13 protein-coding genes are annotated in these 14,471 nt (G+C 66.8%); 7 read left to right on the top strand and 6 right to left on the bottom strand.

The genetic code is table 11. The features are described 5' to 3' along the window. Nucleotides 1-8 precede the first annotated feature (8 nt). The gene (locus OHB26_RS10505; protein WP_330183994.1) at nt 9-1,310 is read left to right on the top strand and encodes a sensor histidine kinase; all 1,302 of its coding nucleotides are present in this window, start codon (nt 9-11) and stop codon (nt 1,308-1,310) included. Between the two features lie 34 nt (nt 1,311-1,344). After that, nucleotides 1,345-1,989, top strand: a complete 645-nt coding sequence (locus tag OHB26_RS10510) for a response regulator transcription factor (RefSeq protein WP_330183995.1) — start codon at nt 1,345-1,347, stop codon at nt 1,987-1,989. Between the two features lie 6 nt (nt 1,990-1,995). On the opposite strand, the gene OHB26_RS10515 is transcribed toward OHB26_RS10510, so the two are convergent. After that, on the bottom strand, nt 1,996-3,624 hold the full coding sequence (locus tag OHB26_RS10515) for an alpha/beta fold hydrolase (protein WP_330183996.1): 1,629 nt from the start codon (nt 3,622-3,624) through the stop codon (nt 1,996-1,998). Between the two features lie 55 nt (nt 3,625-3,679). Beyond that, the gene (locus OHB26_RS10520) at nt 3,680-4,858 is read right to left on the bottom strand and encodes a serine hydrolase domain-containing protein (RefSeq protein WP_330183997.1); all 1,179 of its coding nucleotides are present in this window, start codon (nt 4,856-4,858) and stop codon (nt 3,680-3,682) included. Between the two features lie 206 nt (nt 4,859-5,064). On the opposite strand from OHB26_RS10520, the gene OHB26_RS10525 reads away from it, so the two are divergent. Continuing rightward, nucleotides 5,065-5,913 carry an SDR family oxidoreductase gene (locus tag OHB26_RS10525; protein ID WP_330183998.1) on the top strand — a complete coding sequence of 283 codons (849 nt, stop codon included), beginning with the start codon at nt 5,065-5,067 and terminating at the stop codon, nt 5,911-5,913. A 45-nt stretch (nt 5,914-5,958) separates the two neighbouring features. On the opposite strand, the gene OHB26_RS10530 is transcribed toward OHB26_RS10525, so the two are convergent. Beyond that, a complete protein-coding gene (locus OHB26_RS10530; RefSeq protein WP_330183999.1) occupies nt 5,959-6,333 on the bottom strand; it encodes a hypothetical protein in 375 nt (124 codons plus the stop codon). Nucleotides 6,334-6,354: 21 nt separating this feature from the next. On the opposite strand from OHB26_RS10530, the gene OHB26_RS10535 reads away from it, so the two are divergent. Then, nucleotides 6,355-6,942, top strand: a complete 588-nt coding sequence (locus OHB26_RS10535) for a TetR/AcrR family transcriptional regulator (protein WP_330184000.1) — start codon at nt 6,355-6,357, stop codon at nt 6,940-6,942. A gap of 44 nt (nt 6,943-6,986) precedes the next feature. Here OHB26_RS10535 and OHB26_RS10540 read toward each other — a convergent pair whose 3' ends face one another. After that, the gene (locus OHB26_RS10540; protein ID WP_330184001.1) at nt 6,987-8,888 is read right to left on the bottom strand and encodes a glycosyltransferase; all 1,902 of its coding nucleotides are present in this window, start codon (nt 8,886-8,888) and stop codon (nt 6,987-6,989) included. Between the two features lie 128 nt (nt 8,889-9,016). Then, a complete protein-coding gene (locus OHB26_RS10545) occupies nt 9,017-9,532 on the bottom strand; it encodes a GtrA family protein (RefSeq protein WP_330184002.1) in 516 nt (171 codons plus the stop codon). A 79-nt stretch (nt 9,533-9,611) separates the two neighbouring features. On the opposite strand from OHB26_RS10545, the gene OHB26_RS10550 reads away from it, so the two are divergent. Together OHB26_RS10550 and OHB26_RS10555 are read left to right on the top strand one after the other, a co-directional pair. Further along, the gene (locus tag OHB26_RS10550) at nt 9,612-10,586 is read left to right on the top strand and encodes a glycosyltransferase (RefSeq protein WP_330184003.1); all 975 of its coding nucleotides are present in this window, start codon (nt 9,612-9,614) and stop codon (nt 10,584-10,586) included. Between the two features lie 32 nt (nt 10,587-10,618). Then, on the top strand, nt 10,619-12,196 hold the full coding sequence (locus tag OHB26_RS10555) for a DUF2142 domain-containing protein (protein ID WP_330184004.1): 1,578 nt from the start codon (nt 10,619-10,621) through the stop codon (nt 12,194-12,196). 72 nt (nt 12,197-12,268) lie between these two features. Here OHB26_RS10555 and rfbB read toward each other — a convergent pair whose 3' ends face one another. Then, nucleotides 12,269-13,273: a dTDP-glucose 4,6-dehydratase gene (rfbB, locus tag OHB26_RS10560; RefSeq protein ID WP_330184005.1), complete on the bottom strand. Its 1,005-nt coding sequence runs from the start codon at nt 13,271-13,273 to the stop codon at nt 12,269-12,271. 444 nt (nt 13,274-13,717) lie between these two features. On the opposite strand from rfbB, the gene OHB26_RS10565 reads away from it, so the two are divergent. Further along, nucleotides 13,718-14,419, top strand: coding sequence for a hypothetical protein (locus OHB26_RS10565; protein WP_330184006.1), 702 nt, complete (start codon nt 13,718-13,720; stop codon nt 14,417-14,419). The last annotated feature ends 52 nt before the right edge of the window (nt 14,420-14,471 follow it).

A 14,471-nucleotide genomic window follows, 5' to 3' on the forward strand; every position in this document is an offset into this window, starting at 1 on the left:
ACGGGGCGATGACCGTCGTGCGGTGGGTGGCGACCCGGGTGCGGGCGATGCCGGGGGCGCTCTGGTATCTCGGCATGGGTGCCATCACCTCGCTGGTATCGATATTCGCGGTCGTCGGGCTGCTGATCATCGGGGCCGCATGCCTGGTCGGGGTGGGGATTCCGGTAATGCCGGAGGCGGTGAAGGTGGTGCGGCCGCTGGTTCGGCTGGATCGGTGGCGGGCCGGGAAGTACCTCGGGCGGGAGATTCCGGTCCCGTATCAGCCGCTGGAAGGCGGATGGCGGGAGCAGTGGGCGACGCTGGTCCGGGATCCGGCCAATCGGCGGGATCTGGGATGGCTGGCGTGGAACGCGGCGGTCGGGCTGGTACTGGGTGTCCTGGCGGTGGCGCTGCCGATCTCGGCAGTGGTGAAGATTGTCGGGCCCTGGTCGTGGCGGCTGCTGCCGGGCGGGAGCGTGGACGACCTGGAGATTGTGGTCGACTCCTGGGGAATGGCCGCGGTGAGTTCGACTACCGGGCTGTTCGTGCTGTGGTTGGCGCTGCAGGCGCCGGTGGTCGCGCGCTGGCAGGCCAGGATCGTGGCGGCGTTGCTCGGCCCGGCCAAGGGGCTGGAGCTGGCGCATCGGGTGGCGGCGCTGACCGCCACCCGGGCGGCGGCATTGGATGCGCACGGAGCGGAGCTGCGGCGGATCGAGCGGGATCTGCACGATGGGGCGCAGGCCCGGATCGCGGCGGTGATCATGCAGCTCGGCGTGGCCGATCAACTCCGGCAACGGGATCCGGCCGCCGCCGATGAGCTGGTGCGCAAGGCGCAGGACACCGCCACCGCGGCGCTGTCGGAGCTCCGCGAGGTGGTGCGCAGTGTGTACCCGCCGGTGCTGTCGGATCGCGGTCTGGCCAGTGCGATTTCGGCGCTCGCGGCCCGCAGTCCCATCCCCTGCACCGTGGATCTCGGCCGGGGCGCGCAGCCCCCGAGCTCCGAGGACACCGCGCCCGGTCCGCATGCGGCCGACGCCTTCCCGCGCCGACCCGCGGCGGTCGAAGCGGCCGCCTATTTCGTGATCGCGGAGGCGCTCACCAATGCCACCAAACACTCTCGTGCCCAGCATGTTTCGGTCTCCCTCGGTGGGACGACCGAGTTGCTGACGGTGGAGATACGCGATGACGGGGTCGGCGAGGCCCGGGATATCGAGGGCGGCGGGCTGGCCGGGATTCGGCGGCGCGCGGAGGCGCTGGACGGGCGCATGCTGCTGAGCAGCCCGGCCGGTGGACCTACCGTGGTGCGCGTGGAGCTACCGTGCGGATCATGATCAGCGGGAACGTCGAGCCACGCGGGGAGTCATCGTGCGCGTGGTGATCGCGGAGGATGACGCGCTGCTGCGCGAAGGGCTCGCATTGCTGTTGAAATCCGCCGGGATCGAGGTGGTCGCGGCCGTCGACAATGCCGATGATCTGCTCACCGTGGTGACCGCGGATCGGCCGGACGCGCTGGTGGTGGATGTGCGAATGCCGCCCACCTTCACCGATGACGGATTGCGGGCGGCGGTGCGGGCCAGGCAGATCCACCCCGGATTGCCGGTGCTGGTGCTGTCGGCCTGGGTGGAGGACAGCTATGCGGCCGAACTGCTCGGGGACGGTGCGGGCGGGGTGGGATATCTGCTCAAGGAGCGGGTCGGCAAGGTGGATCGATTCCTGGAGTCACTGCGGCGGGTGGCCGATGGCGGCACCGCCATGGATCCGGAGGTGATCTCGCAATTGCTGGTGCGGCGCAAGGCGGATGATCCGCTCTCGGCGCTGACCCCGCGCGAGCGGGAGGTGCTGGCGCTCATGGCGGAGGGGCTCGACAACGGCACCATCGCCGAGCGCCTCGTGGTCTCCGAAGGTGCTGTGCTCAAACATATTCGGAGCATCTTCGCCAAGCTCGGGCTGTTCGCGGACGAGGTCGGGCACCGCCGGGTATTGGCGGTGCTCGCCTATCTCAATGCCTGATCACGCTCAATCCCGCTGGCAGGTCATGTCATTCGCGGGCAGGGTGCCGTCCCGGAAGTAGTCGTTGACCGCCGCGTAGACACAGCTGTTCGGGTAGCGGCCGAAGATCCAGTGGATGGCCACGTTCTCCAGCGTCACCATGCGCGAGGCGGACAGCGCCCGGTGCATGCCCTGGGCATTGCCGTAACTGGTGCGGGTGTCACCGGTCGACTGCACGATCAGGGCCGGCACCGAATTGTTCACCACCGTGGGCGCTTCCACGGGTGGAGCCCAGAAGGCGCACGGGGTGATGTTGTTGGCGAAGGCGCCGAACACCGGTTCGGTGGCGCGTGCCGCCTCGATATTGCGCCAGTACCAGGCCGGATCGCGAGGCACCTCGACATCGCCGCACATGATGGCCATCTGCGCGCCACCATCGGCCGGGTCCGCCTTCAGCATGTAGGCGAGTGATTTGATGATCCCCGGATCCGGGTTGACCGGTTTGCCGTCGGCCGCGTCGGCGAAGAGCCGGACCATATCGGAGACGACGTCGTACTGGCGCGGATCGTCGAGCACGGTGAACAGCATCATCGGCAGCGCGTGCTCATCCACATCGAATTCGCCCACCCGGATGGGTTTTTCGGCGGAACGGCGAATGAGATCCATGACGGTCGCGCGCACCTGTTCGCGGGTGCCGCCGAGGTGGTATTCGGCGTTCTTCGCGGCGGCCGAGTCCGCCCAGTCGTCCAGCGCGGCCTCATTCGGCACGCCCATATCCCGCATCATCTCGACCGCGCCGTAGCGCGCCGGATCGACCGCGCTGTCCAGCACGATGCGGTCCGCGCGCTCGGGGAACATCTCGGTGTAGACCGCGCCCAGGTAGGTGCCGTAGGACGTGCCGTAGTAGCTGGTCTTCTGCTCGCCGAGGACGCCGCGAATGACATCCATATCGCGGGCGGTATTGCGAGTGGTGAAGTACCGCAGTCGTTCTCCGTTGGTGGTGGCACAGCGCGCCGCGAGTTCGGTCTGCGTGGCGACGGATTCGGCATAACCCACGGCGTCCACACCGGCCGATTGCAGTCCGAACCCGCGCGGCCAGCCGCAATGCACGGCCGAGGAGCGGCCGATGCCGCGCGGATCCATGCCGATGAGGTCGTAACGGGCCTTCACCTCGGGGGTCATGGCCGCGCCGAAGTCGACGCCGAAGTCCAGACCCGGTCCGCCGGGGCCGCCCGGATTGGACAGGATGATGCCGCGCCGGTTCGCGGTATCGGTGGCGGCGATACGGGAGATCGCGACGGTGATCGTCTCGCCTCGCGGTGCGGCGTAATTCAATGGAACGGTGATATCGGCGCACTGCGCGCCCGCCTTGTCCAGGCGGGGTTCGTCGCACGACTTCCATTGCGGCTGTTGATTGTAGAACCCGTCCAGCGCGGGTTCTGCCTCCGCGGACGGGACGATGGGGGTGACGAGCACGGCGCCGACCACCGCGGCGATCCCGGTCAGGATGCCCGCGCCGATGGTCAGTCGGCGTCGGGTCCGGCGGTCGCCGCGCGGGGTTTCCGCGCCGGGGAGATCGCCCGGTGCCGCTCCGTCGGGGAGATCATGCGGGGACGCTCCGGAATCGTCGGGGCGGTCGCTCTTCGAGTGGCGCACAGTCATTCCTTCCAAACGTGCTGTGGTGGCGAGTCGAGTTGCGGCTGAACGGGGTTCATTCCGCACAGAAGGCGGTGTCCACGACCTTGCCGACCAATTCCGCGGACGCGTCGTCGGCGGGGAGTTGATTCACGGTGACGTTCACGGCGCGGCCGTCGGCGGTGACGCCGCCGCGGGTGCTGAAACCCGGGATGCTGCCGCCGTGGCCCCAAACGTCCTTACCGCAGGGGGTGTGTTCGAGGATCAGGCCCAATCCGTAACCGGCACCGGGCATTCGGTCGAAGGGGACGGTCTGCTTCATCTGCGCCAACTGGGCGGCGGGCACGAGATCGCCATTCGCCACGGCGGTGAAGAAGCGATTGAGGTCCGCTCCGGTGGAGACCATGGCGCCGGCGGTATCGCCCCAGGAGGGATTGAGGTCGGTGTAGTCCACCTGCTTGCCGTCGATCATCTGGTAGCCCTTGGGATGCGTTCCGCGAATGACGGTTTCGCCCTCGGCCGGGAAGTAGGTGTCCTTCAGGCCGAGCTTGTCGATGATGCGCGTACCGATTTCGGCGGCGGCCGTTCGCCCGGTGACCTTCTCGATGAGCATGCCGAGCAGCAGGTAGTTGGTGTTGGTGTAGACCGAGCGCGCGCCGGGCTCGAATTGCGGGGGCATGGTCATGGCCAGCCGGACCAGATCCGCCGAATGGTATTGCCGCCAACGGGTTTCGGGCTGGAGCACCTGGACCTGTGCGGCGTTCACGGCATCGCGCATCGCCGGGTCGGCGCTGGCGAGATAGTCGGGCAGACCGCTGGTGTGCTGGAGCAGCTGGCGCACGCTGATCCTGTTGCCGTCATTGCCATTGCCCCGCACTACGCCCGGCAGATAGCGCTCGATGGGGGCGTCCAACTCGACTGCGCCCTCGGCGGCCAATTGCATCAGCACCGTGGCGACGAATGTCTTGGTATTGCTGCCGATTCGGATCCGGGCCTGGTCCGGGATTGGTGCGCCGGTACCGGTATCGCCGACGCCCGCGGTGCGGGTGCGCTGCCCGTCGGGACCGTTGATGACCACCTGGATGCCCGGGATTCCAGCCCGTACGGCCGCGTTCATGGCGTCGGTGATGGCACGGTCGCCGCCATCCGGCTCGGGTGCGGCGTCCTGACTGCCGCAGCCCGCCGCGGTCAGCGCGACCACCAGTCCGAGTCCGGCCAGCGCAGTCGCACCGTGCCGCCGTCGAAGTTTCCTCATGGGAACGAGATTAGGAAAAGCGCCCTGACCTGCCGATCCGGTGGACACCCGGATTCACGGTAGCGCTGGCGCTACCCCTCTATATGCAACTCGTTGCATAGAGAGCCGGTGTGGCCTACTGTCCGAATTGCAGGGTTTCGCCCCCGGCCGCGCATGGACGCGCGGATTATCGAACCGGGGCGATGGCAAGGGAGAGGGAGCTGACCATGACGCAAGCACGGAAACCGCTGGCGGGCCGGACCATGATCATGTCGGGCGGTAGCCGCGGTATCGGGCTGGAGATCGCCAAGCGGGCGGCGGCGGACGGGGCGAATATCACCCTGATCGCCAAGACCGATACACCGCATCCGAAACTGCCGGGCACCATTCACACCGCGGCGGCGGAGCTGGAGCAGGCGGGCGGCACGGTGCTCAAGTACGTCGGCGATGTGCGCGATGACGGGGCGGTCGCCGAGGCGGTACAGCAGACCGTGCAGCGCTTCGGCGGTATCGACATGGTGGTGAACAACGCGTCGGCAATCGACCTGTCCCCCACCGAGATTCTGCCCATGAAGAAGTACGACCTCATGCAGGACATCAATTGCCGCGGCAGTTTCCTGCTCTCCAAGACCTGCATTCCGGCACTGAAGGATTCGGCGCAGGCGGGTCGCAACCCACACATCCTGACGCTGTCCCCGCCGTTGAACCTGGATCCGAAGTGGGCGGGCTCCTCGCTCGGTTACACCATTGCCAAGTACGGAATGTCCCTCACCACACTGGGTTTGGCCGAGGAACTGCGCAAATACGGTATCGGCGTGAACTCGCTGTGGCCGCGTACCACCATCGCCACGGCGGCGGTTCGCAATCTGCTCGGCGGTGAGGAGATGGTCTCCACCTCCCGCACCCCCGATATCTACGCCGACGCCGCCTACCTGGTCCTGACCTCCCCGGCCAAGGACACCACCGGCAATTTCTTCATCGATGACGAAGTCCTTGCCGCACACGGGATCACAGATCTGGACAAGTACCGGGTGATCCCGGGCGACGGCCCCCTCACCACCGACCTGTTCCTCTGACGCGGACCTTCGGACGGCGGGTCGCGGTGACGCGGCCCGCCGTTCTCATGCCCGCACCGCCCCGGCTATGCGTCGGAGCATGGCGCGGACCACGAGGCGGTGGCCGCCGGTACCGATGACCAGGGCCCGGTAGAGGCGGCCGTGCGGGCCGGGGAACTCGCCCCAGCTCTCGGCGGTGAGGCGGGTGCCGGTGGGGGTCTCCTCGTCCAGGCGGAAGACCAGGGCGTAGCGGGAGAAGGGGTGGCGGCCGGTCAGGGCCAATCGATGGGGCGGATCGGCCTCGTCGAGGGTGAATCCGCGCGGAAGTGTGCTGAGATCGTCCGGGTCTTCGCAGGTCGTGCGCAGCAGGGCGGACCAGGTTCGGGCGCGATCGGCGGGAACGAGTGTGGAATGCTGGTCGATGTAGGGCAAACGCTCCATATAGAAGGACTGTACTAGTTCATGGCACCTCCCCGGAAGCACGACACCGATGTGATCCTCGACGCGGCACGCACCCTGGTACTGCGCGAGGGGCCGCGCGCGGCCAGCGTGGCCGCCATCGCCGAGGCGAGCGGCGCACCGGTCGGCACGCTGTATCACCGGTTCGGCAATCGCAATGGCGTACTGACGGCCGCCTGGCTACGGGCGCTGGACCGGTTCCAGACCGGCGTACTCGGCGCGGCCGCCGCACAGGACGATCCGATCGAGGCCGCGGTGGCCATGACCGCCGCCGCGCTCACCTTCGGCCGCGAACGCCTGGAGGACGCGAAACTCCTGCTGAACCTGCGGCCGCGCGACCTCCTGGACGGTGCGCCGGACTCCGAATTCAACGACCGGCTGGCCGCCATGAACGAACCGCTCTTCGCGACGCTGAGCCGAATCGCCCGGGGCGTCTACGGCTCCGACGGGGAACGCGAACTGGACGCCGTCCGCCGCGCGGTCGTGGATCTGCCCTACGGCGCGCTGCGCCGTTACGCCTACACCGACGGGTTCCCGGACTGGCTCGACGCCGACCTGGTGGCGGCGACCCGCGCACTGCTGGCGACATAGGAAAGCGGCCGCACCCGATCGGGCACGGCCGCTTCGCTATTCGATTACTTCGGGTCGATGCCGTAGAGGCGTTCCCAGTTCTCGCGGCTGGTGAGCTCCGGCATGGCGGCGCGCCACTGCTGCTGCAGGCTCGGCAGCTCCTTGCGCAGCTGCTTGAGCACGCGGTAGGCGCGCAGCAGCAGGCGGCGCGCGGTCTCCTTGTCGCGGCGGCGAATTCGCACACCGGACTGCGAGGCGTCGGTCACGACCACGTGGTCGTAGAGACCGATATGCCACCAGTGCGCGTCCTCGCGGGTGATGCCGACGACGCCCGGAATGGTGCGGCCGGTCCACTGGGTGAGGGCGCGCTTGAACAGGATGAGCAGCGGACGGCTGGGTTCACCGCCGGCGCGGCGCACGTGCACGTGGGCGTTGACGACCGGTGCGGTCGCCGCCGGATGCTTGATGGTCTCGGGATAGTCCGAGCGGGAACCGCGCGCGGTCTTCAGCGCCTCGATCCCGCCGTCCCGCAGGGCCTTCGGGCCGCGCAGATAATCCTCGACACCCGAGAGCGTGGTGTGCGCCAGACCGTACTGCATGCCGACCAGGTACTCACCGATCTCCCGGAAGAGCTGCCGGGTAACGGCTTTCGGATCCAGATCGGTGTGCAGCGAGGAGACGATGAGCGAATTGCGCGAGGAGAAGTAGCGCGCCCAGTCGTCGAAATCCTTCCAGTAGAAGTCGGCGTGCCAGACCGCGGCGTTCGGCAGGGTGACGGTGACGAAACCGTTCTCCCGTGCGCGCAAACCGTATTCGACATCGTCCCACTGGAAGAAGATCGGCACCGGCAGCCCGATCTTCTTGACCACCTCGGCCGGGATCAGACAGGTCCACCACGCCTGGTAGCCCGCGTCCACGCGCCGCTCCTGATGCTTCTTGAGCATGCTGGTGTTGCGCAGCGCCTTGGAGACCTTCTGCCCGTGCCGCAGCCGGGCCAGATCCGTCTCCTCCGCACCGACATTGAGGTAGTCCGGATTGAACAGGAACAGCATCTGCGCGCCCACCAGGGTGGGTTCGACGGTCATATTCGCGAAGGCGTTGAGCCGCAACACCGTTTCCGGCTCGCACAGGATGTCGTCGTCCATCAGGATGACGTCGGCGTGCTCGTTCGCGCCGGACACCTCGTACAGACCGCGCGTGAAACCGCCCGCGCCACCGAGATTCGGCTGCCGGATGTAGCGCAGCTTGTCACCGAGCTTGGGCGCGGTCTGGGCGAAGACCGGCTGATCCCGCACCAGATCGGTGCCCTGATCGACCACGTACACCGCGTCGATGGCGCTCAATACGGTCGGATCGGAGGCCAGTGCGGCCATGGTGGCGGCGCAGTCGGGTGCGCGATTGAAGGTGCAGATGGCAATGGCCACCGGGCGCACGGATTCGGGCGCGGGCGCGGTCCACTCCAGATCGGAGATGGTGACCTCGCCGCCGATGGCGTCGACCTCGATCCACAGCGCACCGCCGTCGATGAACATGTCGAGGTCGGCGCTCAGCGCCACCCGCCCGCTCTCGCTGGTCTGCGCGGTGGCGGCGACACGCCGATGCCCGGCGATATCGGAGGCGGCCAGTCGCACCTTGGTCTTACCGCCGACCTCGAGGGTCATGGCGACCTCTACGGCCGTGACGGAGGTCCAGCGCTGCCAGTAGCTGGCGGCGAAACGCCCGAAGTAAGTATTGGTGTGCGCGGTCGCGCCCTTGTCCAGCCGCAGGCTGAACCGTTCGCGGTGCGCCTTACCGCCCTTCACCACCGCGTACAGGTCATCGCTGATGCGCGGCGCCGGGCCGGTGAACAGGCCGCGCGCCAACACCAGCCGATCGGGAGCCGCATGGTCCGCGCGTAGCGTCGCGGGGGCTGCGGCGGTCAGCCGGTCATTGGTTTCGGTCACGGCTGGTCCAGCCGACGTATCCATGAATTCCCTCGACATCCCTCGAAAACAACAGACACCGGCAACACCCGACGTGGACGCACAACCCACTGTCACCGCTCGGCGGGCAGAAGAATATCAATCGACGGGCATAGCGTCAGCGTGAACCCGCGTTAACGCGATTCCTCGCGTGCGCCGGTGAAGACGAATTTGTCATACGCCCAGTATCGGAACATTACGGCAACGATCTGGCCAACCAGCGTTCCGGAGACGTTGTCCGCCAACGGACTCGACAGATCCAGCACATAGCGGGAGAAGCCGAGACAACCCAGTTGCAGACCGATGGCCACGACATTGAATAGTGCATATAGCAAGTATTCGCGCGTCTGGCTACCGCCCTTCTTGTGCGCGAAGGTCCACCATTTGTTGCCGAAATAGGTGACCACCGTGGCGACACCGATTGCGATGATCTTGGCGAGCAACGGCTGATGGAACAGCGGCCCCGCACCGCCGGCGAACACCAGCAGGTTGTAGGTGCCCGCGTCGACGGCGAAGCCGAGCAGGCCCACGACCAGGAACGCACCGCCCTGCCGTAGCGCCGCGCGCACCTTGTCGATCAGGGACTGCGGGACGATCTCGGAGGATTCCGCGGGGCTGACGCCGGGGGCCGCCGACTCACTGCTGGGCACTCGGCGACGGTACCGCAGCATTCTCGGGTACCCTCCCCGTGTTCGTATTCGCCTTCCGATCACATCGAGGATTGACCGGGTGGACCCCACCGAGCTCCGAATTGCCGCCGTGGTTCCGTGCCACAACGAAGAGGCCTCGGTCGCACAGGTCGTCACCGACCTCAAGGCCGCCGTGCCCGGAATCGTCGTATATGTCTACGACAACCGGAGTACCGACGCGACCGCGGAGCGGGCGCGCGAGGCGGGCGCGATCGTGCGTCACGAATATCGCAAGGGCAAGGGCAATGTGGTGCGCCGTGCCTTCGCCGATATCGAGGCCGACGTCTATTTGATGATCGACGGCGATGACACCTATGACGCCTCCGCCGCGCCGCGCATGATCGAGGCGCTGCTATCGGGACCGTACGACCATGTGCTGGGCGTGCGCCGCGAGATCGCGGGCGAATCCGCGTACCGGCCCGGTCATGAGACCGGTAATAAGGTGCTCAATGGCGTTGTCGCGCAGGTGTTCGGCGAGAATGTCGAGGACATGCTGAGCGGATACCGGGTGTTCTCCCGGCGTTTCGTGAAGAGCTTCCCGGCGGTGTCGCGCGAATTCGAGATCGAGACCGAATTGACCGTGCACTCACTGCATCTGCGGGTTCCGCAGACCGCGGTGCCGGTCGGATTCAAGGATCGGCCGGAGGGCAGTGAATCCAAACTGCGCACCTACACCGACGGTTTCAAGATCCTGCGGCTCATCGTCGGCCTGGCCCGGCATGAGCGGCCCGTCGCGTTCTACGGGCTGTTCGGCACGCTGGCCTGGCTGATCTCGATCATTCTGATCACGCCGATAGTGATCCAGTTCTACGAGATCCACGAGGTCCCGCGCTTCCCGACGCTGTTCCTGGGCTTCACGCTGCTGCTGCTGGGCAGTCTGGCCTGGACCGCGGGTCTGGTGCTGGACGGTATCCGCCGTTCCCGGCACGAGGCGGCACGCCTGATGTACCTGCGCTACTCCGCCGTGAGCGCGAACAACGAGGCCGAGGAACACACCGGCGGTACCCGTCGATGACTGCCCTCGACCGTCCAGCAGAATCGGACATCGTGGCAACCGCAACGAGCGACACCCCGCACGACGAATCGGCAGCCCTCGAGGCCATGCCGGAGACCGGAGCCGCACAGCCGGTTCCGGCCCCGCCCGCCGCTCAGCAGGGCTGGCGGCGGGCTGCGGCGCGGATCGAACAGCGCATCGGCGCGGCCACTCTGGCCTTCCTGTTGCTGGCCGGTGTGTTCGGCGCGGTGTGGTCGGTGGTGACGCCCCCGTTCTGGGGTCATGACGAGATCACCCAGTTCGGGCGGGCCTATCAGGTGGCGCACGGCGGATTCACGCCGGAGAAGATCCATGACGATCGCGGACCCGCCTGGGGCGGGCAGGTGCCGGTCACCATCAACGCGCTCTCCGGGTACGCCTTCGACGACTACAACAGCAAGCGCGATGAGCCGGACCCCATGATCGAGGACCCGCACGCCTATGACGTGCTGGGCGGGCTGCCGGTGTCGAAGCAGACCTCGCAGGTGTGGTTCACCAATACCGCCGCGTACTCCCCCGTCCCGTATCTGCCTGCCGCGGCGGGCATTCGGCTGGCCGAGGCCCTGGATCTGAATGTCGGCGGGATGGTGCTGGCGACCCGCTGGGCCGGGCTGCTGGCCTATCTGCTGATCGTCGGATTCGCCATGCGCGCGCTGCGCGGCCGTCGGGTGCAGTGGCTGGCGCTGACCGTAGCGGTGCTGCCGATCGCGGTCTTCCAGGCCGGGACCGTCACCGCCGATACGGTGACCAACGCACTGGCACTGGCGGTTTCGGCGCTCATCGTGAAGAGCCTGTTCCTGGGACAGCGGCTGTCCCGGCCGGAAACCGTTGTGGCGCTTGCCGCGACGATCCTGCTGCCGATCTGCAAGCCCACCTATGTGCTGCTGGCCATGCTCACCGTGCTGATTCCGGCGCAGCGCCTGGGCTTCGGCGGCACCGAACGCCCGGCGCTCTGGCAGCGCGCGCTGCCGTGGGCCGCGGCGGCCCTCGGCGGGGTGTCGTTCGCGGTGTGGATGAAGATCGCCGCGCCGACCGGCGACGGTATGAGCCTGATGCGCGGCAAGGACCAGTGGGGTTCGGTGCGTCCCGGCGATCAGCTGAAGGAAATCCTCAGTGACCCCGGGCATTTCGTGAGCGTCTTCGGCGACAGCATCGCGCGCCGCGACGAGCGCTGGTTCACCCAGTTCTTCGGTGAACTCGGCTTCGCCTACATCGATGTCCCGGCCCTGACCATCTGCGCCAGCCTGCTGGCCTTCGCGGTGAGCGTCGGCATCGCGGACCGCATGGTCGGCGACCGCCTGCGCACCTGGCTGGTCCTGCTCACCATGCTGGCCAGCGTCGCCATGATCTACGTGACCCTGTACATGTCCTTCACCCCCGTCGGCTACTTCATCATCGACGGCGTCCAGGGCCGCTACTTCGTCCCCCTGGCACTGCTGACCCTCGCGGTCTTCCTCCGCTGGATGCCCTTGCGCCTCACCGGAACCGACGGCCGCACGCCCACCCGCGCCCCGGCGATCGTCATTGTCGTTGCCGCCGCCGTCGCCCTGACGGCAGCCGTGGTCAAGTACTCCACGCTCGTCTGGGGCTGACCCTTTCCGAAGGATCGGCCGAGATATCGTCGTGATTGGTCCGGACTCACCGCGGGGGGAGTCCGGTATGGGTCAGAGGACCTTTTCGCCCGCGGCGGCGTAGGCGTTCTCGGTGACGGTCTTCTGGGGGCGCCACCAGTTCTCGTTGTCGCGGTACCAGCGGACGGTGGCGGCCAATCCGGTTCGGAAGTCGGAGTATTGGGGCGTCCAGCCGAGTTCGGTGCGCAGCAGGGTGGAATCGATGGCGTAGCGCAGGTCGTGGCCGGGGCGATCAGTGACGTGATCGAAGTCGTTCGCATCGCGGCCGAATGCCTCGAGAATCAGCTGTACGACGGATTTGTTGTCGCGTTCGCCGTCCGCGCCGATCAGGTACGTCTGCCCGATTCGACCGTGTTCCAGAATTTCCCAGACGGCGGTGTTGTGGTCGTCCACGTGGATCCAGTCGCGCACCTGATGTCCACTGCCGTACAGGCGCGGTCGCACCCCGTCGATGAGATTGGTGATCTGGCGTGGGATGAATTTCTCCACATGCTGATACGGGCCATAGTTGTTGCTGCAGTTGGAGATTGTGGCTTGTACGCCGAAGGAACGCACCCAGGCCCGCACCAGCATATCGCTCGACGCCTTGCTGGCGGAGTACGGACTGGACGGGTTGTAGGGCGTGGCCTCGGTGAACGCGCTCGGATCGTCGAGCTCGAGATCACCGTAGACCTCGTCGGTGGAGATGTGGTGGTACCGCACCTGATGCTTGCGCACCGCCTGCAGCAGCGAATAGGTGCCGACGATATTGGTCTGCACGAACGGCCACGGATCGGCCAGGGAATTGTCGTTGTGTGATTCGGCGGCGAAATGCACCACCGCGTCCACGCCACCGACCAGGCGATCCACCAGTGCGGCATCGGCGATGTCACCGTGCACGAACTCGATACGGTCGGCGACCGGGTCCAGGGAGGCCCGGTTTCCGGCATAGGTGAGTTTGTCGAGCACGGTCACCTGAACGCCGGGACGGGTGGTCACGGTCTGATGAACGAAGTTCGCGCCGATGAATCCGGCGCCTCCGGTTACGAGCAATCGCACAACGAAAACCCTACGTCGCCTTCGGTGTCCGCCGACGATCGGTCCGGAGTGTTGCGGTCCTTACACCGATTGCTCGCTTCGGGTGCGCGGAATTGGACACGAGAAGGAAACGAAATATCGGCGCGGAGCCGCGGTTCGGATGGTGAAAGTCGCAATTCCGAGACGGCTCCGGGCTTTTCATACCTCATCCATTCCAACCTTCCCAGCATTGGGTGTGACCTTCGCCACAACAGGGCTGGTTAGTTATCAACTGACCAATATCTGACCCACTCGAAAACCCGACGTACGCAGCGCATTTCCGGAACCTGACCGATCGCGCGATCACATCAGTGAACGGAACTTGAACGGACGGTCACAGTCGATTCACCGCGCGTTAGCTGACCTGGATTTCGATTCTCGTGTCCCCCCGAGTTCTTCCCTGATGAGGTTCTGAAAAAAATGCTGATGAGGAAATTCGCCGCCACGTCGGCGCTGGTGATCGCTGCCATGGGTATCGCCGCCGGCACCGTTCACGCCGATCCCGCCCCGGCCGCCCAGCAGGGCACCCCGGTCTCCTACTACGTCAACCAGGAAGCCGGCACCCTGCTGCTGTCGGCCGCCGGTGGTGGCTCGCTGGACATCAATGACGGCAAGCTGGAGATCAAGGCCGCCGACGGCACCGTGATGGGTGGCGTGCCGCTCTCCGCTCAGATCGAGGACTTCGCCTTCCCGATCGCCGCGGAGATCAACGGCGATGTCGCGACCCTGAAGCCGGAAATCGACGTCGAGCACGCCGTCTACCAGCCGATCGCGCTGCCGTACCAGGATCAGGCCAACTGGAAGAGCCCTTACGACCGTGAGAAGGACGCCTTCAACCGGATGAAGGACACCATCGGTCTGGCCGCCACCGCGTCGGGTCTGATCACCACCGTCCTCGGCGGCATCGTGGGCTGCGCCATCGGTTCCGTGGCCGGTGCGGCCATCACCCTTCCGGTCGCCCTGGGCGGCGGCTCCGGTCCGATCGTCGGCTGCCTCCTCGGCGCCGCGGCGGGCGCGAGCCTGATCGGCATCGCCGGCACCATCCTGATCACCGTGCCGGTCGCGATCGCCGCGGTCATCCAGTACACGATGACCAACAACGAGCCGTTCGTGGCCCCGGCCAAGTAATCGACCGGTCCCACCAGAGAATCCCCGCCCGGACCACCCGGGCGGGGATTTC

This window comes from Nocardia sp. NBC_01503 (genome assembly GCF_036327755.1).
Classification (GTDB): Bacteria; Actinomycetota; Actinomycetes; order Mycobacteriales; family Mycobacteriaceae; genus Nocardia.

Excerpts from the sequence above, each read along its gene's own strand:
- OHB26_RS10505 (WP_330183994.1), top strand. The coding sequence starts at position 9 with ATGACCGTCGTGCGGTGGGTGGCGACCCGGGTGCGGGCGATGCCGGGG.
- OHB26_RS10520 (WP_330183997.1), bottom strand. The coding sequence starts at position 4,858 with ATGAGGAAACTTCGACGGCGGCACGGTGCGACTGCGCTGGCCGGACTC.
- OHB26_RS10525 (WP_330183998.1), top strand. The coding sequence starts at position 5,065 with ATGACGCAAGCACGGAAACCGCTGGCGGGCCGGACCATGATCATGTCG.
- OHB26_RS10530 (WP_330183999.1), bottom strand. The coding sequence starts at position 6,333 with ATGGAGCGTTTGCCCTACATCGACCAGCATTCCACACTCGTTCCCGCC.
- OHB26_RS10535 (WP_330184000.1), top strand. The coding sequence starts at position 6,355 with ATGGCACCTCCCCGGAAGCACGACACCGATGTGATCCTCGACGCGGCA.
- OHB26_RS10540 (WP_330184001.1), bottom strand. The coding sequence starts at position 8,888 with ATGGATACGTCGGCTGGACCAGCCGTGACCGAAACCAATGACCGGCTG.
- OHB26_RS10565 (WP_330184006.1), top strand. The coding sequence starts at position 13,718 with ATGAGGAAATTCGCCGCCACGTCGGCGCTGGTGATCGCTGCCATGGGT.